General features: G+C 62.8%; 17 protein-coding genes and 1 tRNA gene. 13 read left to right on the forward strand and 5 right to left on the reverse strand.

What is annotated here, in order from left to right; genetic code table 11:
• Window positions 1-78: 78 nt before the first annotated feature.
• Entirely contained in the window at window positions 79-429 is a 351-nt protein-coding gene (locus tag ACTHLA_RS02550) for a hypothetical protein (protein WP_440185068.1), read from the reverse strand.
• Window positions 430-558: 129 nt separating this feature from the next.
• Between ACTHLA_RS02550 and hrcA the strand changes: the two genes are divergently transcribed.
• The 3 genes from hrcA (at window position 559) to ACTHLA_RS02565 (ending at window position 3,858) form a co-directional block, all read left to right on the forward strand.
• The gene (gene hrcA, locus ACTHLA_RS02555; protein ID WP_440185256.1) at window positions 559-1,632 is read left to right on the forward strand and encodes a heat-inducible transcriptional repressor HrcA; all 1,074 of its coding nucleotides are present in this window, start codon (window positions 559-561) and stop codon (window positions 1,630-1,632) included.
• A gap of 36 nt (window positions 1,633-1,668) precedes the next feature.
• The gene (grpE, locus tag ACTHLA_RS02560) at window positions 1,669-2,271 is read left to right on the forward strand and encodes a nucleotide exchange factor GrpE (protein ID WP_440185070.1); all 603 of its coding nucleotides are present in this window, start codon (window positions 1,669-1,671) and stop codon (window positions 2,269-2,271) included.
• A 219-nt stretch (window positions 2,272-2,490) separates the two neighbouring features.
• Window positions 2,491-3,858, forward strand: a complete 1,368-nt coding sequence (locus tag ACTHLA_RS02565; RefSeq protein ID WP_440185072.1) for a M28 family metallopeptidase — start codon at window positions 2,491-2,493, stop codon at window positions 3,856-3,858.
• Between the two features lie 3 nt (window positions 3,859-3,861).
• Here the strand turns inward: ACTHLA_RS02565 and ACTHLA_RS02570 are convergent, their stop codons facing one another.
• On the reverse strand, window positions 3,862-4,200 hold the full coding sequence (locus ACTHLA_RS02570; protein ID WP_440185074.1) for a lysozyme inhibitor LprI family protein: 339 nt from the start codon (window positions 4,198-4,200) through the stop codon (window positions 3,862-3,864).
• A gap of 264 nt (window positions 4,201-4,464) precedes the next feature.
• On the opposite strand from ACTHLA_RS02570, the gene dnaK reads away from it, so the two are divergent.
• The 6 genes from dnaK to ACTHLA_RS02600 all read left to right on the forward strand — a co-directional run bounded on the left by dnaK (window position 4,465) and on the right by ACTHLA_RS02600 (window position 9,721).
• A complete protein-coding gene (dnaK, locus tag ACTHLA_RS02575; RefSeq protein ID WP_440185259.1) occupies window positions 4,465-6,390 on the forward strand; it encodes a molecular chaperone DnaK in 1,926 nt (641 codons plus the stop codon).
• A 193-nt stretch (window positions 6,391-6,583) separates the two neighbouring features.
• On the forward strand, window positions 6,584-7,765 hold the full coding sequence (gene dnaJ, locus ACTHLA_RS02580; protein WP_440185076.1) for a molecular chaperone DnaJ: 1,182 nt from the start codon (window positions 6,584-6,586) through the stop codon (window positions 7,763-7,765).
• Window positions 7,766-7,867: 102 nt separating this feature from the next.
• Window positions 7,868-7,944, forward strand: a tRNA-Arg gene (locus tag ACTHLA_RS02585).
• A gap of 159 nt (window positions 7,945-8,103) precedes the next feature.
• Window positions 8,104-9,408 (forward strand): glycosyltransferase, encoded by a 1,305-nt coding sequence (locus ACTHLA_RS02590; protein ID WP_440185079.1) that lies wholly within the window; start codon window positions 8,104-8,106, stop codon window positions 9,406-9,408.
• A complete protein-coding gene (locus ACTHLA_RS02595) occupies window positions 9,405-9,578 on the forward strand; it encodes a MarR family transcriptional regulator (protein ID WP_440185082.1) in 174 nt (57 codons plus the stop codon). Before ACTHLA_RS02590 ends, ACTHLA_RS02595 begins: the two co-directional genes overlap by 4 nt.
• On the forward strand, window positions 9,569-9,721 hold the full coding sequence (locus ACTHLA_RS02600; RefSeq protein ID WP_440185085.1) for a hypothetical protein: 153 nt from the start codon (window positions 9,569-9,571) through the stop codon (window positions 9,719-9,721). The genes ACTHLA_RS02595 and ACTHLA_RS02600 overlap by 10 nt, the downstream gene beginning before the upstream one ends.
• A gap of 2 nt (window positions 9,722-9,723) precedes the next feature.
• Here ACTHLA_RS02600 and ACTHLA_RS02605 read toward each other — a convergent pair whose 3' ends face one another.
• Complete coding sequence (locus ACTHLA_RS02605) at window positions 9,724-11,613, reverse strand: methyl-accepting chemotaxis protein (RefSeq protein ID WP_440185087.1); 1,890 nt, start codon at window positions 11,611-11,613, stop codon at window positions 9,724-9,726.
• On the opposite strand from ACTHLA_RS02605, the gene ACTHLA_RS02610 reads away from it, so the two are divergent.
• The 3 genes from ACTHLA_RS02610 (at window position 11,612) to ACTHLA_RS02620 (ending at window position 14,680) form a co-directional block, all read left to right on the forward strand.
• Window positions 11,612-11,833: a hypothetical protein gene (locus ACTHLA_RS02610; protein WP_440185090.1), complete on the forward strand. Its 222-nt coding sequence runs from the start codon at window positions 11,612-11,614 to the stop codon at window positions 11,831-11,833. The genes ACTHLA_RS02605 and ACTHLA_RS02610 overlap by 2 nt on opposite strands.
• 94 nt (window positions 11,834-11,927) lie before the next feature.
• Window positions 11,928-13,058: an acyltransferase family protein gene (locus tag ACTHLA_RS02615; protein ID WP_440185092.1), complete on the forward strand. Its 1,131-nt coding sequence runs from the start codon at window positions 11,928-11,930 to the stop codon at window positions 13,056-13,058.
• A gap of 125 nt (window positions 13,059-13,183) precedes the next feature.
• Window positions 13,184-14,680, forward strand: coding sequence for a glycosyl hydrolase family 8 (locus ACTHLA_RS02620; protein ID WP_440185095.1), 1,497 nt, complete (start codon window positions 13,184-13,186; stop codon window positions 14,678-14,680).
• 3 nt (window positions 14,681-14,683) lie between these two features.
• Here the strand turns inward: ACTHLA_RS02620 and ACTHLA_RS02625 are convergent, their stop codons facing one another.
• Both ACTHLA_RS02625 and polA read right to left on the reverse strand, forming a co-directional pair.
• On the reverse strand, window positions 14,684-15,079 hold the full coding sequence (locus ACTHLA_RS02625; RefSeq protein WP_440185097.1) for a VOC family protein: 396 nt from the start codon (window positions 15,077-15,079) through the stop codon (window positions 14,684-14,686).
• 1 nt (window position 15,080) lies between these two features.
• Entirely contained in the window at window positions 15,081-17,924 is a 2,844-nt protein-coding gene (gene polA / locus ACTHLA_RS02630) for a DNA polymerase I (RefSeq protein ID WP_440185099.1), read from the reverse strand.
• Between the two features lie 199 nt (window positions 17,925-18,123).
• Here polA and ACTHLA_RS02635 point away from each other — a divergent pair, with 199 nt between their 5' ends.
• Window positions 18,124-18,999 carry a 3-hydroxybutyryl-CoA dehydrogenase gene (locus ACTHLA_RS02635; protein ID WP_440185102.1) on the forward strand — a complete coding sequence of 292 codons (876 nt, stop codon included), beginning with the start codon at window positions 18,124-18,126 and terminating at the stop codon, window positions 18,997-18,999.
• Window positions 19,000-19,006 lie beyond the last annotated feature (7 nt).

Here is a 19,006-nt window from a genome sequence, read left to right on the forward strand (position 1 = left end):
CGCGTCGAATTGCGACATAGTATGTCTCCTGTCGGGCCGTGCCTAACAGGTTCGGGGGGCACAGTTCAAAGGAAAACTTCAGTAATGATCGCGTCCGTCCGGTTCGCGCTGCGACGGCGGCTGCGTGTTGTAGGCAGGCGTGCGCACCTTGCAGGCCTTGTCATTGCAGGCATAGGGGCCAGAGGCGTAACGGTCGTCGGGCGCCATGAAGTCATGATTGCGCGGCGCGGGGCCGAAGATTCGGAGCTGTCCCGGCGCCAGAGTCTCTGCGACGCGCACCGTCGGGGCGGCGTTGAGATCGGAATAGGCCGAGGGCGCGGGCTGCGGCGCGTTCAGCGCCTTGGCGACGGGCGAAGGCGGCGCGACCTGATAGGTCGGTTCGGTTGCGGCGGCGGTCAGGGCGAACGATATAAGCATAGCGACAGGCATGGGGAGCATCCTTCGGCGCGATCTCGAAAGACGAGGCTATACCCGTTCATCGGCGCTGAAAAGTCTAAAGACTTGTGGCGCCGCAACCGTATTTGCTAAAATAAGCTCATGAAACACTCGCCCTATTCGATGAGTCTGCTCAATTCGACAGCGCCCCTGAGCGAACTGGACGCGCGGGCGCGCGACATCTTCCGGCACGTCGTCGAGACCTATCTTGAGACGGGAGAGCCGGTCGGCTCGCGCACCGTGTCGAAAAGCGGGGTGCATCTGTCGCCCGCCTCGATCCGCAACACCATGCAGGATCTGGCGCACTTAGGGCTTCTGTCCGCGCCGCACACCTCATCCGGGCGGCTGCCGACGCATCAGGGCTTACGCCTGTTCGTCGATGGCCTGCTGGAAATCGGCGACCTGCCCGAAGACGACAAGCGCGACATCGAGGCGCGCCTGACAGGGCGCGGCCAGACCTTCGATCAGGCTCTGCACGAGGCCAGCAATATCCTGTCGGGTCTGGCGGGCGGCGCCGGGATCGTCATGACCCCGGCGTTCGAGGCCGGGGTGCGCCATGTCGAATTTGTCGCCCTTGGTCCCGATCAGGCGCTGGCCGTGCTGGTCTATGCCGATGGGCGGGTCGAGAACCGGCTGATGGCCTTGCAGGCCGGGATGACGCCGTCCGTGCTGATCGAGGCGTCGAACTATCTGAATACGCATTTGCGCGGGCGCACCCTGAGCGAGGCGCGCGCCAGTCTCAAGGCCGAGCTGGAGGCCGAAAAGCGGCGGCTGGACGAGGCGGCGGCGACCCTGATCGAGACGGGGCTGGCCGTCTGGTCGGGCGGCGATGCGGGCCAGCGCGCCCTGATCGTGCGCGGGCGCGCCAACCTGCTTGGGGCCGGGCAGAGCGCCGAGGATCTGGAGCGCGTGCGCTCTTTGTTCGAGGATCTGGAGCAGAAAGAGGAGCTGATCGACCTGCTCGACGACGTCGCCGGGGCGCAGGGGGTGAGAATTTTCATCGGCGCGGAGTCGAAACTGTTTTCTTTGTCCGGCTCGGCTGTTATTGCAGCCCCCTACATGGTGCAGCAGCCCAAGACCGGCGCCGCCCGCGTGGTCGGCGCCATCGGCGTGATCGGCCCGGCCCGGTTGAATTATGCGCGCATCATCCCACTTGTGGACTACACCGCCCGGATTCTGGGCCGCCTCATCGACTAGCGGCCTCCGGCGACATTTGAAGGATCAGTCAAGACCATGAGCGATACGCCCGAAACCGAAGGCGCCAATCTGGAGCAGGACGCCGATGCGCTGCTCAACGCCGAGTTGGAAAAGCTGACGGCGGAGAATGCGGCCCTGAAGGAACAGGCCCTGCGCTACGCCGCCGACGCCGAAAACGTCAAACGCCGCGCCGAGCGCGACATGAATGACGCGCGCGCCTTCGCCATCCAGCGCTTTGCCCGCGACCTCCTGGGCGTGGCCGATATCCTGCAACGCGCCCTGGGCGCCACTCCGGCGGAGATCGCTGATCCGGCGTTCAAGAACTTCGTCGCCGGCATCGACATGACCGAAAAGGAACTGGCCGGGGCGTTCGAGCGCAATGGCGTCAAGAAGATCGCGCCACTGAAGGGTGAGAAGTTCGACCCGCATCTGCATCAGGCGGTCAGCGAAATCCCCTCCGACGATGTCGATGGCGGTGGCGTCGTCACCGTCATGCAGGCGGGTTATGAGCTGTTCGGCCGCGTCATCCGTCCGGCCATGGTCGCCGTCGCCGCCCGTAAGGCCGCCGCGCCGCAGGCCAACGGCTATGCGCCGGAAACCGGCGAGGATACAGGCGAGACTATCGACACCAAAGCGTAGGCGACAATCCATCTTTTCTTTGAAAAGCCTCCGTTCGCGGAGGCTTTTTTATTGACCACGAAAGATACGAAAGGGTGCGAAAATGAGAGCGTAACGCGCTTCTTTCGTGTCTTCGGCGAAGCCGAAGATTTCGTGTATTTCGTGGTTACATATATACGGCCACGCGCTTGACCGCGCGCCGCGCGCAGCCTAACCGTTACGACTGCAACGGAAAGGGTAATGGCGATGCGTAGAATGATGGCGGCGGCGGCGGTAATGGCGCTGATGGCGGGGGTCGCGCACGCTGAGGACTGGACCGTTAAGCCGCAATGGGTGGCCGCGCATGAAGCCTTCCTGGCCAGTGACGCCTTGCGTGGCCGCGGCAGCGCGACGCCGGACGAAGGCGTGGCCGCGGTCTATGTCGCTTCGGAATTTCAGGCCTATGGTCTCAAGCCCGCGCCGGGCATGGATACCTATCTGCAAACCGCCAAGGTCACGCGCCCGAAACTGAGCGGTCACGCCTTTGTCACGCTCGGCGCCGGGCGCACCGATGAGGGGGCGGGTCTGACGCTACTTTATAGTAACGGCCAGTCGCTGTCCGGCGTGCTGACGGTGGCGGCGTCCGACGATCCCAAGGCGCTGCCGACCGGCGATGTCGTGCTGATCGCCAATCCCGGCAAGACGCCTCTGTATGGCTGGTGGCGCGCGGCGCGCGAAAAGGGCGTCAAGCTGCTGATCGTGCGCGAGAATGACGATAGCAAGGCGGCGCTGGCGCGCTTTGGCGGCGTCACCGGCACGGCGCCACAGCTTGAAGGCGGGCAAAACGGCATGGGCGGCGCGCGCCCCGACCTGATCGCCCTGTCGGACGCAGCTTTCGACGCGGCGGCCAAGGCGGGCGGCCAGAGCCTGACGCTGGATCTCAACGGCGCGACAACGGACAAATCTGTTACCACCAACGCCATCGGCTGGCTGCAAGGCACGGACCCGAAGGCGGGCGTGATCCTGATCTCGGCCCATCTCGACCATCTCGGCGTCAGGCCCGATGGCGTGATCATGCACGGCGCCAATGACGATGCGTCGGGCACGACAGCGGTGATGGAGGTTGCGCACGCGCTGGCTTCCGGCAAACCGCCGCGCCGTTCGATCCTGTTCGTCGCCTATGGCTCTGAGGAGATCGGCGGTCTGGGCTCGACATACTTCGGCGCGCATCCGCCTGTTCCGCTCTCCGACATCGTGACCAATCTCGAATTTGAAATGATCGGCGCGCATGACCCCAAGATGGCGCCGGGCGAGATGATGATGACCGGCTTTGACCGCTCCAATCTCGGCCCGACTTTGAAAGCGCATGGAGCTTTGGTGGCGCCCGACCTCTATCCGGACCAGCACTTCTTTGAGCGTTCGGACAACTATTCGCTGGCGCTCAAAGGCATTGTCGCCCACACGATTTCCGGCTGGGCGGTGACGCCGACCTATCACGATCCCTCCGACACCATCGCCAATCTGGACATTCCGTTCATGACTCAGGCGATCCAGTCCCTGATCGTTCCGGTCGAATATCTGGCCAACAGCGACTTCACCCCGGCCTGGGCGCCGGGCGGGAAACCGTAAAACCTAGAAAGGCCCGCGCGACGCAATGGCGTCAAAGGTTTTTTGCAGTTCGGCGAGGCGATCCCGATAGGCGTTTTTGATGCAGGCGACATCGCGTCCGCACCGGGCGCGGCGCGTCAGCCACAAAACCTGCGCATCCTGAATGTCGCCGCGCTGGCCCATGGCGACGAGACGGGTATCGACCTGATAGAGCGTCGCCATCTTCACGTCGAGTTCGCTCAAACGCCGGTTGGCGCAGACGGCTTTTTCGTCGGGCGCCCTGGCTTTGGCGCAATCGAAGCTGGCGGCGCACGCCGGCGAGGCCAGGGCGAAAAGGGCGAAGGTGAGACAAAGGCGGCTCATAAGAGATCTCCATATGGGTCGAGACTTAACCGTATCTCCAGACCGGGCGGCAATGGACTTGCGACCCTATAACCCTAAAAAAGTTGCAAGCTTTGCCGCGCCACGCCCTTGAAGGGCATGACTCGTTTCCCATATCCGTGACAACCTTTCAGGCTTTTGCGCGCGTAAAACCGCGCGGGGCTTGAATTTTCCCGCAACTTCATCTTAACGGGGATGGATCATCGCGGCGCTTGTCTTTAAAAGGCCGCCCATTCGGTAAAGATCATCCATTCGCCTCAACGGAGCAGATATAGAAACATGGCTAAGATCATCGGCATCGACCTGGGTACGACCAATTCCTGCGTCGCCGTCATGGACGGCAAGAACCCCAAGGTCATCGAAAACGCGGAAGGCGTGCGCACCACGCCGTCAGTCGTCGCCCTGATGGACGACGGCGAGCGTCTGGTCGGCCAGCCCGCCAAGCGTCAGGCCGTCACCAACCCTTCCAACACCTTCTTCGCTATCAAGCGCCTGATCGGCCGCACCTTCACCGACCCGATGGTGCAGAAGGACAAGGGCATGGTCCCTTACGAAATCTCCAAGGGCCCGAACGGCGACGCCTGGGTCAAGGCGCACGGCAAGGACTATTCGCCGCAGCAAATCTCGGCCTTCATCCTGCAAAAGCTGAAGGAAGACGCCGAAGCCTATCTCGGTGAAACCGTCACTCAGGCCGTCATCACGGTTCCGGCCTATTTCAACGACGCCCAGCGTCAGGCGACCAAGGACGCGGGCAAGATCGCTGGCCTTGAAGTCCTGCGCATCATCAACGAGCCGACGGCGGCCGCCCTGGCTTACGGCCTCGACAAGGACAACAACAAGAAGATCGCGGTCTATGACCTCGGCGGCGGCACGTTCGACGTGTCGATCCTCGAAATCGGCGACGGCGTCTTTGAAGTGAAGTCCACGAACGGCGACACCTTCCTCGGCGGTGAAGACTTCGACATGCGCGTCGTTGACTATCTGGCCGACGAGTTCAAGAAGGAAAACGGCGTCGATCTGCGCTCCGACAAGCTGGCCCTGCAACGCCTGAAGGAAGAGGCGGAAAAGGCCAAGAAGGAGCTGTCGACCGTCGCGCAATACGACCTGAACCTGCCCTTCATTTCGATGAACGCTTCGGGTCCGCTGCACCTGAACCTGAAACTGACCCGCGCCAAGCTGGAAAGCCTCGTCGAAGACCTGATCCAGAAGACCATCGCCCCGTGCCAGCAGGCGCTCAAGGATGCCGGTCTCAAGGCTTCGGACATCGACGAAGTCGTTCTCGTCGGCGGCATGACCCGCATGCCCAAGGTCGTCGAAGCGGTTAAGACCTTCTTCGGCCGCGAGCCGCACAAGGGCGTCAACCCGGACGAAGTCGTGGCGCTCGGCGCCGCCATTCAGGCCGGTGTGCTGCAGGGCGACGTCAAGGACGTGCTGCTGCTGGACGTCACCCCGCTGACGCTCGGCATCGAGACTCTGGGCGGCGTCTTCACCCCGCTGATCGAGCGCAACACCACCATCCCGACCAAGAAGTCGCAGACCTTCTCGACCGCCGACGACAACCAGTCGGCCGTGACGATCCGCGTCTTCCAGGGTGAGCGCCCGATGGCTGGCGACAACAAGCTTTTGGGTCAGTTCGACCTCGTGGGCATTCCGCCCGCGCCGCGCGGCGTGCCGCAGATCGAGGTCACCTTCGACATCGACGCCAACGGCATCGTCAATGTCCACGCCAAGGACAAGGCGACCAACAAGGAGCACTCGATCCGCATTCAGGCCAATGGCGGCCTGTCCGACGCCGATATCGAGCAGATGGTCAAGGACGCCGAGGCCAACAAGGCCGAGGACGAGAAGCGCAAGAGCCTGATCGAAGCCCGCAATCAGGCCGACGCCCTGATCCACTCGACCGAAAAGTCGCTGAAGGAATTCGGCGACAAGGTCGCGGCGGAGGATAAGACGGCGATCGAAACCGCCCTGACCGATCTCAAGACGGCCAAGGACGGCGAAGACGCCGAGGACATCAAGGCCAAGTCGCAGACCCTGATTCAGGCGTCGATGAAGCTGGGCGAAGCCATGTACGGCCAGCAGGGCGGCGAGGAAGCCGCCGAGGCGGCCGGTGACGACAATGTCGTTGACGCCGAGTTCGAGGAAGTCGACGACGACAACAAGAGCGCCTGAGGGCGTTGAGGATGACCGCGCGCAATCGCTTTTTGAGAGGCGCGGGGTCCGCAAACATCGTGCGGACGGCGGCGGGGTTTGACTCCCTGTCGCCGTCGCGGCACAAACTCTTTCCCAGATATGACAATCTGACCGCCCGATTCGGACGCAGCACATTTGCGTCTGCGCATGGGCGGACTTCGGGGCCAGTAGGATGAGCAAGCGTTGTTATTATGAAGTGCTGGGGGTCGAGCGCACCGTCGATGAGGTGACGCTGAAATCCGCCTTCCGTAAAAAGGCGATGGAGCATCACCCCGACCGCAATCAGGGCGACGCTCAGGCCGAGGCGCGCTTCAAAGAGGTCAATGAGGCCTATTCGGTGCTGTCCGATGGCAATAAGCGCGCGGCCTATGACCGTTTCGGCCATGAGGGCGTGAATGGCGGCCCCGGCGGCATGGGCGGCGGTTTTGGCGGCTTCGGCGGCGGCGCGCAGGGCTTCTCGAACGTCGAAGACATCTTCTCCGAAATGTTCGGCGACATTTTCGGCCAGCAGCAGCGCCGTCCGGGCGGCCCACAGCGCGGCGCCGATGTGCGCTTCGATTATGAAATCACGCTGGAGCAGGCCTATAAGGGCGCCGAGGTCGAGATCACCGTCCCGACGACCATGACCTGCGAGTCCTGCCACGGCTCCGGCGCCAAGGCGGGCACCAAGCCGCAGACCTGCGCGACCTGCGCCGGTCATGGCCGCGTGCGCACCTCGAACGGCTTTTTTGCGGTCGAGCGCGCCTGTCCGGCCTGTAACGGTCAGGGTCAGACGATCAAGGAGCCCTGCTCCGACTGCCGCGGCCACGGTCAGGTGCGCAAGAACCGCGACCTGAAGGTGCGCATCCCGGCGGGCGTTGACGACGGCGCGCGTATCCTGCTGAAGGGCGAAGGTCAGGCGGGCGCCAAGGGCGGCCCCAAGGGCGATCTCTACATCTTCCTCAGCGTGGCCGAACACGACCTGTTCGAGCGCGACGGCCTCGATCTGCATTGCTCGATCCCGGCGCCGATGGCGACCGCCGTATTGGGCGGCGTACTGGAGGTGCCGTGCCTGATGGGCGGCGAGAATTGCGACGGCCAGTGTAAGCTGGAGGTCGTCATCCCCGAAGGCGCCCAGACCGGTCATAAGGTCAAGCTGAAAGGCCGCGGCATGCCGGGCCTGAACTCGCGCGCCAAGGGCGATCTGATCGTCGAACTGTTCGTCGAGACGCCCAAGAATCTCAATGCGCGCCAGAAAGAGCTGATGAAGGAATTCGCCGAGATTTCCGAGGCGCAGTCCTATGCGCAGTCGCAAGGCTTCATGCGCCGCGCTCGCCGTTTCTGGGACGACATCACCGGCGCGGCGGCGCAATAGGATCGGCGTAAATTTTGGCTGTCGCGCATTTTATCGGTTGAGCGCAGCCGGGCTTTAGCTTAGGTTCCGCGCCGTTGTCCGCCCCCTCGGGGGCGTTGATAAGCGCCCGTAGCTCAGCTGGATAGAGCGTTGCCCTCCGAAGGCAAAGGCCGTGCGTTCGAATCGCGCCGGGCGCGCCATATTTTATAAGGGTTTGAGAGGCGTCGTCCGCCTTTCTAAAAATCTCGCTCCAACACGCTGTGTCGTGACGTCGATCTCAGCGATTCCGAAAATTGTAACAGAGCCCAACCACCAATCCCCGCACTTGAAAATCCCGGTCGCGTCTGTAGGTTGGCGGCATGTTGGGGATCAGGCGTCTGCCGTTGAAAATTCGACTGCCGTTGATACACGGCGCGCTGGGTTGGCTGGGCCGTCGGCGTCAAAAGCGCTGGGTCAAGGCGGGCGCCATGACGCCCTCAACGGGTTTGTTTGTCGTGTCCGGCTTTTTCAGCGAGACGCTGGGGATCGGGCGCGGCGGTCAGTTGAGCGCCGACGCGTTTGACGCCGCCGGTTTTAAGCCTGTCCGTCACGACCTGCGCCCGGCCTTTCGCAAGCTGTTGACGGGTCGCGCGCGCTTGCCTGGAAAGGGCGGCGTGTGGTTTCTGCACGCGAATGCGCCGGAATGTCTGGTTGCGTTTCTGGCGCACGATCCGAAGTCCTGGGCGGATCGCTACCGCATCGGCTACTGGGCGTGGGAGACGCCGCGCGCGCCGGATGACTGGGTATGGCTGGCCGATTATCTGCACGAAATCTGGGTTCCGAGTCAGTTTGTCCGCGACGCCCTGATCGCCGCCTTCGCCGCCGCGGGCCGAGAGGATCTCAGCGACCGGCTGCGCGTCATGCCGCACCCCGTGCCGCTCAGCCCGCCCGTGCGTTACGATTATGCGCATCTGCGTTTCGGCATGGCGCCGGAGCTGTGCGAAGTTTTGAGCCTGTTCGATGTCAAATCCTCGCCTGCGCGCAAGAATCCGTGGGCGGTTCTCGATGTCTGGAAGCGCGCCTTCCCGCTGCCGTCCGATACGGCGCGGCTGACGCTGAAGATTTCCGACCTGTCCGGCGATGCGAAGACGGCGCGCCGCCTGTTGCGCGAACTGAAGGGACGTCCCGATATCCGCCTGTTTGAAGAGCGTCTGAGCCCGGCGGATATGGACGCCTTCGTCGCCGGGTTCGACATGTTGATCTCGCTGCATCGCGCGGAAGGGTTCGGCCTGCCTCTGGCCGAGGCGATGGCGGCGGAGGTCGCGGTGATCGCGACCGGCTGGTCGGGCAATCTCGATTTCATGACGGAGAGCAACAGCCGCCTGATTCCGGTCCGGCTGGTTCCGCTGCGCGACCCGGACGGTCCCTATTGCCGCCAGTCGGACAAACCCGGTCAGGTCTGGGCCGAGCCCGATCACATCGCCGCCATCGACGCCCTACTGGAGCTGACGCAGTCCGAAGGCAAGCGCCGCGATCTGGTCTTCGCTGCGCGTCAGGCCGTGCGCGCCCTCAGCGAAGCTTGGCGGCGCGAAAGGCTGGACGCCCTGCCGTTCAGGGGTTTTTTGCCGGTCGCGTCGCCATCGCCCACGCCCAGCCCAGAAAAAGCGCGAACGCGGCGGCGATGACGGCGTGTGCGGGCAGGTCCGCGGCGCCGTGCAGGTCGCGGTCGGTGTTGTCCAAGGTCACTGGCATCGAAAAATCGTCCGTCGTGCTGTTTCTCGATGCGCTGGAAAAAGACGGCTGGGTCGAACGGCGCCCACACCCAGGCGACCGCCGCGCCCATCGGTGCATCTGACCGAAAATGGGCGCGCGCGCTTCACGCAGATCGGCCTGAAGCTCAAAACGGCGCAGGACGAGGCTCTGTCCGTGTTTGCGCCCGACGAGCGTGAGGCGTTTGAGCGCTACCTCCTGCGTTTGATAGAGGGGTTGAGCCGCTGACCCTAGGCGGCGCGCACGGACTGAAGGAAGTCCGCCGCCGTCGTTTTCAGCAGGCGCGTCTGGTCTCTCAAGGCCTGGGCCTCGGACAGAGCCTCTTCGGCCTCCTGACGCGTGCTCTGGGCGGTTCCGGCGACCTCCGACAGAGCGTCGTTGATGCCATGCGCCGCGCTGGCGACTTCTGAGGTTGAGCGGGAAATCTCTCCGACCGCCGCTGTCTGCTGGGTGACCGCTGCGGAAATGCTGGTCGAGATGTCGCGCATCGCCATGACCATGTCCGCAATCGCCGTCATAGCCTCGCCCGCTTCGCGCGTCGCCGTCTGGACATTGCGAATCTGGACGCCGATTTCGTCTGTAGCCTTGGCGGTCTGCTGCGCCAGTTGCTTGACCTCGGTGGCGACGACGCTGAAGCCGCGTCCGGCATCGCCTGCGCGCGCAGCCTCAATGGTGGCGTTCAGCGCCAGCAGATTGGTTTGCGACGCGATGCCAGCGATCAGGTTGAGCGTATCGCCGATACGGTTGGCCGCTTCGGTCAGCACGCCCACCTTTGACGTCGCGTCCTGAGCGCGCGCGGCCGCTGAGGTCGAGGCCTCGGCGGCGTGCTCGGCCTGTCCGGCGATGGCGTTGCTGGAGGCGGCCATTTCTTCGGTGGCGCCCGCGACGGACTGGACATTGCCGTTGCTGATCTCCATGGCCTGAGCGACGTCCTGCGTGCGCGCCCGCGTCTGCTCGGCGTGGGTCGACAGACCGGACGCGGTCAGGCTCAGTGCGTGCGCGGCGCGATCAAGGCGTTCGACAATGCTCATGACCGACGATTCAAACGCATCGGCCATGTGCATCATGGCGGCGCGACGCTGATTGATTCCGTCTTCTTCGAGTCGATGCTGCATCAAACGCATGCGCTCGGTCTCCGCCAGATTGTCTTTGAAGGCCAGCAGGGTCGCAACGATCACGCCGGTTTCATGACGGTCTGTCTGATACGGAATCTCGCCCACAGCTTCGCCGCGCGTCAGTTGCGTCATCAGGCCGGACAGCCGCTTCAAGCGCTGCGTCAGGCCCAGCGCGATCACGCTCGTGAACGCCAGCGCGGCCAGAAGGACGGCCGCCGCCCCGCCGAGTTCGGCGAACATGATTTCACGCGCATGGTTGATGCGCGTGCTTAAAAGCCCGACAAGATCGCGCTGCGCCGGAGCGAACAGGGCGTTGGTCGCCGTCAGAAAAGCGTCGTAACTGGCCGGATCGGGCGCATTGCGGAATGCGTTTGCGTTTGTCTTCAATCGGGCCAGGGCCTCGGCGGTGTCTTGGGGCAGACTTTTCGACGGCATATAGCCGCCGGACTTGCTCAGAGAATCGTCGATGGATGCAATGGCGCCGTCAAACGCCGCCAGCGCCATCTCTTTGCGCGCATCGTCGGCGTTGGTTTGCGCCGTCAGCCATTCGCGCCCGGCTAGGACGAGCGCTGGCGCTTTCACCGCCGTGGCGTCCATCATATAGAAGCTGTCCAGATCCGGATCGAGGATCAGGCCGGAAGCGTCGGTGATCCGCGCCATGCTCGCATTACCGGCGTCCATCAGGTCGCGTCCGGTCAGGCGGTCGAACCGAGGCGTCTCGGAACCCCCGAGCAGATCTTTATGCGATACGGCGTAGTCGTTCAGTGCGCGCACATCCTCCGCGCTCGGCGCGCGATGCGCGGCGCCTGCCAGCATCAGCGGCCATACCTTTTGCAAATAAACGGCGCCGGCGCGCTCACGACTGGCGAAATGGATCGTTCGCTCATGAGTCTGGAACAACAGCCATCCGGTCAAAAGAACCGGGAAAACCATCAGGAGGCTGAGCAGACGCATGCGCCCGGCCAAACTTATACGCGCATTGACGCCATCCAGAAATTGCAACATGTGCGCCACGCAACCTATTGTTTTTACCGAAATTTCAAATGTAACAGTCGAAATGCTACGTCGTGGCTTAAAAGTTCGTAAAAAAAATGCGGCAGCAAAAAATTTCCATAAATTTATCATGGAAATCAAAATGTCGGAAATTTTCCTATCGAGCCTTAACACTGCCGCAAATGGTCAGCGCCACTCTGCGCTGCTCGCGCGCGGAGAGGCATGGCGATGAGGCCGCGCATCGGGAAGGGAGCGCTTCCAGCCGATTTGACAATCTGCCGCGACGGCGGCGATAAGAAGCAAACAACCACAACACATGGGATGAAATGTCACACACCGCCGCCCCAATACAGGACGCCCCAGCGCCTGACGCCACCGCAACCGGCAAACCGCATTATGAGGTTCTGGACGGGCTGCGCGGCACGGCCGCCGTGCTGGTCGTGCTGTTTCATATCATGGGCATGACCGCTAACTGGTCGGATAACGGCCAGTTGGTGCATCACGGCCATCTGGCGGTCGATTTCTTCTTCACCCTGTCGGGCTTTGTGATCGGCTACGCCTATAATGACCGCTGGGGGCGGATGGGCCTTAAACAGTTCTTCCTGACGCGGCTGGTGCGGTTGCATCCGCTGGTGCTGCTGGGGGCGGTGCTGGGCGTGCTGAGTTTTGTGTTTGACCCGTTCGCAGGCGCCACCCAGTCCGTGATCCCTTTACGCACCGTCGCTATCGACTTTGTGCTGATTGCGTTTCTGTTGCCGCATTCGCCGCTGCCGAACCGCTGGACCGACACGCACAGCCTGAACAGTCCGGCCTGGTCTTTGTTACAGGAATATATCGGCAATATCGCCTATGCGCTGATCCTGCGCCGCCTCAAGGCGCGCTGGTTGTTCGCGATCCTGATCGTCACCGGCGCAGGTCTGATCTGGTGCGCGGCGCAAAACAACAGCATGGACATGGGCTCAGATTTCGGCAGTTATTGGCGCGGCACATTGCGCATGGCGTTTTCATTCACGCTGGGCCTGTGGCTCTATCGCATGCATGACCGATTCCCGAAGCTGCGTCCCGGCTGGATCGTCCTCAGCCTGGTTCTGATCGCAGCCATGTGCGCGCCGCGCATCCCGCAGAGCGTGGCGCACGCCAATGGTCTGCTGGAAGTGGCGATGGTGATCCTGCTGTTTCCGCTGATCGTGCTTTTAGGCGCGCATTCTCAGATCGGACGCGCCGAGATGGCGGCGTGCAAGTTTGCGGGCCATATTTCCTACCCGATCTACATTCTGCACTACCCGTTCCTGTTCATCTATATGAACTACGTCAATTTCCGCCATCCGCCGATGCAGGACCGGCTGTTATGGGCCAGCGTCGCCTTTATCGTGGTGGTCGGGTTTGCCTGGTCGGCGCTGAAACTCTATGACGAGCCGATCCGCCGGGCGCTGAAGCCCCTTACGCTGAAACGCTGACCCTCAAACGCAGACGCGCGGCTGACTTGTCAGGCGGCGGGAAGCTGTATAGCCTTCGGTCATAAGCGGCGCGTCGCCAAAGCGATGACAGGCCGCAGGACCAGGTCTCAGGAAGGATTGGAACCATGCGCACAGGAAGTCTCGCTCTGATGGCGAGTGTTACCGCTATCATGCTGGCGGCCCTGCCCGCCTATGCCCAGCAAAAGGCGGCCTCGACCCCACCGCCGATGACCGCGAACACCGCCTATGTCGATGCGCCGCAGCCGCCCTTCGCGCACCATCCCGGCGACGGCAAGGGCGCCTATGCGACGGGCCATTATCATAATCTGTTCGCAGAGCGCCTTGGCGTCAGCCCGGCTCAGACGCATCAGAGGATCGAAGACGCCTTCCGGCAGCTTTTCCACGGCGACGGTCAGGAAGAGCGCGTCTATTTCGAGACCGGCGCCAACGCCAACGGAACCCTGGCCTATATCACCGACTGGGCCAATAATGATGCGCGCACCGAGGGCATGAGCTACGGCATGATGATCGCCGTGCAGCTCAATAAGAAGCGCGAATTCGACGCCCTGTGGAACTGGGCGCATACCTATATGCTGATCACTGACCCGAACAATCCGTCGCGCGGCTATTTCGCCTGGTCGATGGGCACGGATGGGTCGCCGCGTTCGGTCAGCGCCGCGCCGGACGGTGAGGAATATTTCGTCATGGCCCTCTATTTCGCCGCCAATCGCTGGGGCAATGGCAAGGGCATCTATAATTATAAGGCCGAAGCCGACAAAATCCTGCGCGGTATGCGCCACCATCCGGTTTTGACTGGAACAACGCCGTTCCGCATCCACCCTGACGATGCGCCCTTCGTTCCGCCCGCGACGCCGTGGCCCAGCCCGAACAACCGCGCCATGCAGGCTCAGGCGGAAAAAGACGGCAAACCTCTGCCCTCCTTTCATTTCAGCAATGCGCCGCGCCCGGTTACGGTCGGACCGATGGTCGATGAAGCCCACACCATGATCCGCTTCGTACCCGAAACCAATGTCACCGGCACGGACGCCTCCTATCATCTGCCCGCTTTTTATGAGTTGTGGTCGCGCTGGGGGCCGAAAGAGGATCGCGCCTTCTGGGCCAGGGCGGCCGATGTCAGCCGCGACTTTTTCGACCGTGTGACCGATCCGAAGACGGGTCTTGCGCCCGACCGCAGCCATTTCGACGGCTCGACGCTGCTGACCTGGGACGGCCAGCCCGATCCGTTCGGTTACGATAGCTGGCGCACGATCAGCAATTGGTCGGTCGATTATAGCTGGTGGGGCAAGGCGGCGAACGAAACGACGCTCAGCGACCGCCAGCAGAACTTCCTCTATGCTCAGGGCGTGGATCGTTTCGCCGATCGTTACACCCTGGACGGCAAGCCCCTGTCCACGCGCTATTCGGTCGGCATGGCTTCGACTGCGGCAGTCGGCAGTCTGGCGGCGACGCCAGGCGCGACTTCGGACGCCTTCCTTAAAGCCCTGTGGGACACGCCGACCCCTTCGGGCGAGCAGCGCTATTTCGACGGCATGCTGTACCTGATGAGCCTGATGCACGTAAGCGGAGAGTTCCGCATCATCATGCCGCATACAGGGAAATAAGCGTCAGGGGCTGCGGAAGTTCAGTTCCAGCAGCACATTGTTGGGATCGGTGACGAACAGTTGTTTGAGGCCGATCTCCGACAGGTCGGCAAAGCCGTAATCGAGGCCCATCGTCTTGATCCTGGCTTCGCAGGCGTCGAAATCGGCGCATTCGAAGGCGACATGGTGGATCGCGCCCGTGGCCGCGCCGGGCTGGACGTCGCGCGGCACGGTATTGTCCGTGCCAAACAGATTGAGATGGATGACCACCTTGTCGCCCGCATAGAGCCATTGCCGTTGCGATGGATCGCGCCTTGGCGCAGCCTTCGCCTCAAGCCCCAGCAAATCGCGATAAAAGGCGATGGTCTGCGCCATGTCGCGCGTCTGGATATTGATATGGTCGAGATGAAGAGCGGTCATGTCAATGCGCCTCGTCCCAGTTGTCGGCGGCGTGGGCTTCGACGACCAGAGGCACGCTGATCTGGTAGGCGGGCAGGGCGGCGTTCGACATCACCTCGCGGATCAGCGGCATGACCGCCTCGACCTCGGCTTCGGGGGCCTCGAATATCAGCTCGTCATGCACCTGTAATAGCATGGTTGTGGTGTAACCCGCATCGCGCAGAGCGCCCGGCATCCGCATCATGGCGCGGCGGATGATATCGGCGGCGGTGCCTTGAATCGGCGCATTGATGGCGGCGCGTTCAGCAAAGGCTTTCTGCGCGCCCTTGCCGTTGATTTCAGGGATATGAATCTTGCGCCCCATCAAGGTGGTGACATAGCCATTGGCCGCCACGAACGCCTTGGTCGCGTCCATATAGGCCTTGATGCCGGGGAAGCGCTCGAAATAAGTCTCGATATAGCGCCCGGCCTCGCCGCGCTCGATGCCGAGCTGGTTCGACAGGCCGAAGGCGGAAATGCCGTAAATGATGCCGAAATTGATCGCCTTGGCGCGGCGACGGATCTCCGAGGTCATCTGATCCATCGGCACCTCGAACATTTCCGACGCCGTCATGGCGTGAATATCGTCGCCACGCGCGAAGGCGTCTTTCAATTGCGGAATGTCGCCGATATGGGCCAGCAGGCGCAGCTCGATCTGCGAATAGTCGGCGCTGATCAGCCTGTGCCCCGGCTTGGCGATAAAGGCCCGGCGAATCTTGCGGCCTTCGGCGGTGCGGATCGGGATGTTTTGCAGGTTCGGCTCATTGGACGACAGACGCCCGGTCGGCGTCGCGGCCAGATGGAAGCTGGTGTGGATGCGCTGGGTGTTCGGATCGGCGTGGCCGGTCAGATTGTCGGTATAGGTGCCTTTCAGCTTGGCCATCTGGCGATAGTCGAGCAGCAGTTTCGCCAGCGGCTGGCCCTTTTCCGCCAGGTCTTCGAGAACCTTCACATCGGTGGCCCACTGGCCGGACGCCGTGCGCTTGCCGCCGGGCAGGGCCATTTCGTCGAAGAAGATCTGGCCCAGTTGCTGAGGACTGTTGAGATTGAACGGGCGGCCGACAAGCGCGTGCGCCTCGGCCTCGATCTCGCTCATGCGTACGCCAAAATCGTGCGACAGGGCTTGCAGAACCTGTGGGTCGATGCGGATGCCGGCCAGCTCCATCTCCGACAGGACGCCAGGCATGCCGCGCTCCAGCGTCTCATAGACGGTGACGAGGCCCTCACGCGCCAGACGCGGTTTCAACACCTGCCAAAGGCGTAAGGTCACATCGGCGTCCTCGGCGGCGTAGCGTGTGGCGGGCGCCAGTTCGACATGTTTAAACGATTTCAGGCTCTTGCCGGACCCGCAGACCTCCTTGAACGGGATCGGCGTATGGCCGAGATGCAGTTGGGATAGCTCATCCATGCCGTGTCCGTGCAGCCCGCCCTCCAGCACATAGGAGATCAGCATGGTGTCGTCGAACGGCGCGACATCGACGCCGTAACGATGCAGGACGGACAGGTCGTATTTGATATTCTGACCCACTTTAAGAATATTCGGGTCTTCCAGCAGCGGCTTCAGCGCATGGAGGGCCTGATCGAGCGGAATCTGCGTCAGGCCCGCCCCGTCGCCGAAATCGAGGCCGTCGGACGCCGCGTGGCCAAGCGGGATGTAGCCGGCGCGGTTCGCACCCGTCGCCAGCGACACGCCGCAGAGCTTGGCGTGCGAGGCCGACAGATCGTCGGTTTCGGTGTCGATGGCGATCACCTGCGCAGCATAGGCTTCCGCGATCCAGGCGTTGAGGTCGTCCAGCGTCTGGACGCAGGCATAGGCGTCGAGATTGAACGGCACGGTCGCCGCCTCGGCGGGGCTGGCCGGTTTCACGCCATAGAGCGGACGCAGGATCGGCGCGGTCGGCACCTTATCAATGGCGGTGGATGACTGCATGGCGCTGAGCGTTCCGCCGACGCGCCGCGCCAGCGAGGCGAACTCCATCGTGGTCAGAAAGGCGGTCAGCACCTCGCCGTCAGCGTCCTTCAGCACAAAGTCGTCGATCGGGGCTGGCGGCTCGACATCGCAGCGCAGGCGGACCAGCTCGCGCGACATCAGGATTTGTTCGCGGAAATCGATCAGGGTCTGGCGGCGCTTCTCCTGCCTGATTTCCGAAGCGCGCGATAAAACACCGTCGAGGTCGCCGAAATCGGTCAGCAATTGCGCGGCGGTCTTGACGCCGATGCCGGGCGCGCCCGGCACATTGTCCGACGAATCGCCGATCAGGGCCTGGGCGTCCACCACCAGTTCGGGCGGCACGCCAAACTTTTCCACCACCTGCGCGGCGTGAACCGGCGTCGATTTGACCGGGTCCATCAAGCGGACGTGTCTGGCGTCATCGACAAGCTGCATCAGGTCCTTGTCCGACGAGACGATGGTGACCGCCATGCCCGCCTCGACCGCCATCTTGGTATAGGTGCAGATCAGGTCGTCGGCTTCGAAGCCCTGCAATTCGATGGCGGGCAGGCCGAAGGCGCGCGTCGCCTCGCGGATCAGCGGGAACTGCGGAATCAGGTCTTCGGGCGCGGGCGGGCGATGCGCCTTGTACTGATCATAGATTTCGTTGCGGAAGGTCTTGGCCCCGGCGTCGAAAATGACCGCCAGATGCGACGGCGCATCGTCGCCGCGATGCTCCTTGATCAGCTTGTAGAGCATGTTGCAAAAGCCCGCCACCGCCCCGACCGGCAGCCCGTCCGACTTGCGCGTCAGAGGCGGCAGGCCGTGATAGGCGCGGAAAATATAGCCCGACCCGTCGATCAGAACGAGATGTTGCGGGGTTGTGGCGTCGGGCATGAGCGTCTCTCGGTTCGGCATAGGCGCTGTTCATAGCGGCATATGGGGAGGCTGCCAAATCAAAGCGACAGGGAATGGCAGGGGAACTTATCCACATCTTCGGCGAAACCCGCCTTCAAGCCGTCCGCCGCGCCTTGCCTTTGCGTGAAATTTGCGCCCTAATCGGCCTCAAACAGGCATTTCCGCAAGGATATATAGTATGACAATCCAATCCGTAGGCGTGATCGGCGCTGGCCAGATGGGCGCCGGCATTGCGCAGGTGTGCGCGCAGAGCGGCTATGAGGTCAAGCTGTTCGACCAGTCGCCTGATGCGGTCAGGGCCGCTTTGGGCCGCATCGAAAGGGGGCTGAACCGTCTGGTCGAAAAAGAGGCGATCAGCGACGCCGACGCCAAGGCCGCGCTCGGTCGTCTGAGCGCCGCCGATGCGGTGACGGGCCTTGCCGATTGCGACCTCGTCATCGAGGCGGCGACCGAGAACGAAGCGGTCAAGAACGCCATCTTCAAATCGGTGTGCGAGCATCTGAAACCCGACGCGCTGCTGGCCTCCAACACCTCGTCGATCTCGATCACGCGTCTGGCCGCCGCCACCGACCGGCCCGGCAAGTTCATCGGCCTGCACTTCATGAATCCGGTGCCGGTGATGAAGCTGGTCGAGATCATTCGCGGCATCGCCACCGAGCCGGAAACCTACGCCACGGCGGTCGCCTTCGCCCAGTCGCTCGGCAAGGTCACGGCCAATGCCGAGGATTTTCCGGCCTTTATCGTCAACCGCGTCCTGATCCCGATGATCAATGAAGCGGTCTATACCCTTTATGAAGGCGTCGGCACGGTCGAGGCCATCGACACCGGCATGAAGCTGGGGACCAATCACCCGATGGGGCCGCTGGAGCTGGCCGATTTTATCGGGCTGGACACCGTGCTGGCGATCATGAACGTCCTCTATGACGGGCTGGCCGATTCCAAGTACCGGCCGTGTCCGCTGCTGGTCAAATATGTCGAGGCGGGCTGGTACGGGCGCAAGACCGGACGCGGCTTCTACGATTATCGCGGCGAAAAGCCGGTTCCGACCCGGTGAGTTTGCG

Source organism: Asticcacaulis sp. (genome assembly GCF_051956075.1).
Lineage (GTDB): Bacteria > Pseudomonadota > Alphaproteobacteria > Caulobacterales > Caulobacteraceae > Asticcacaulis.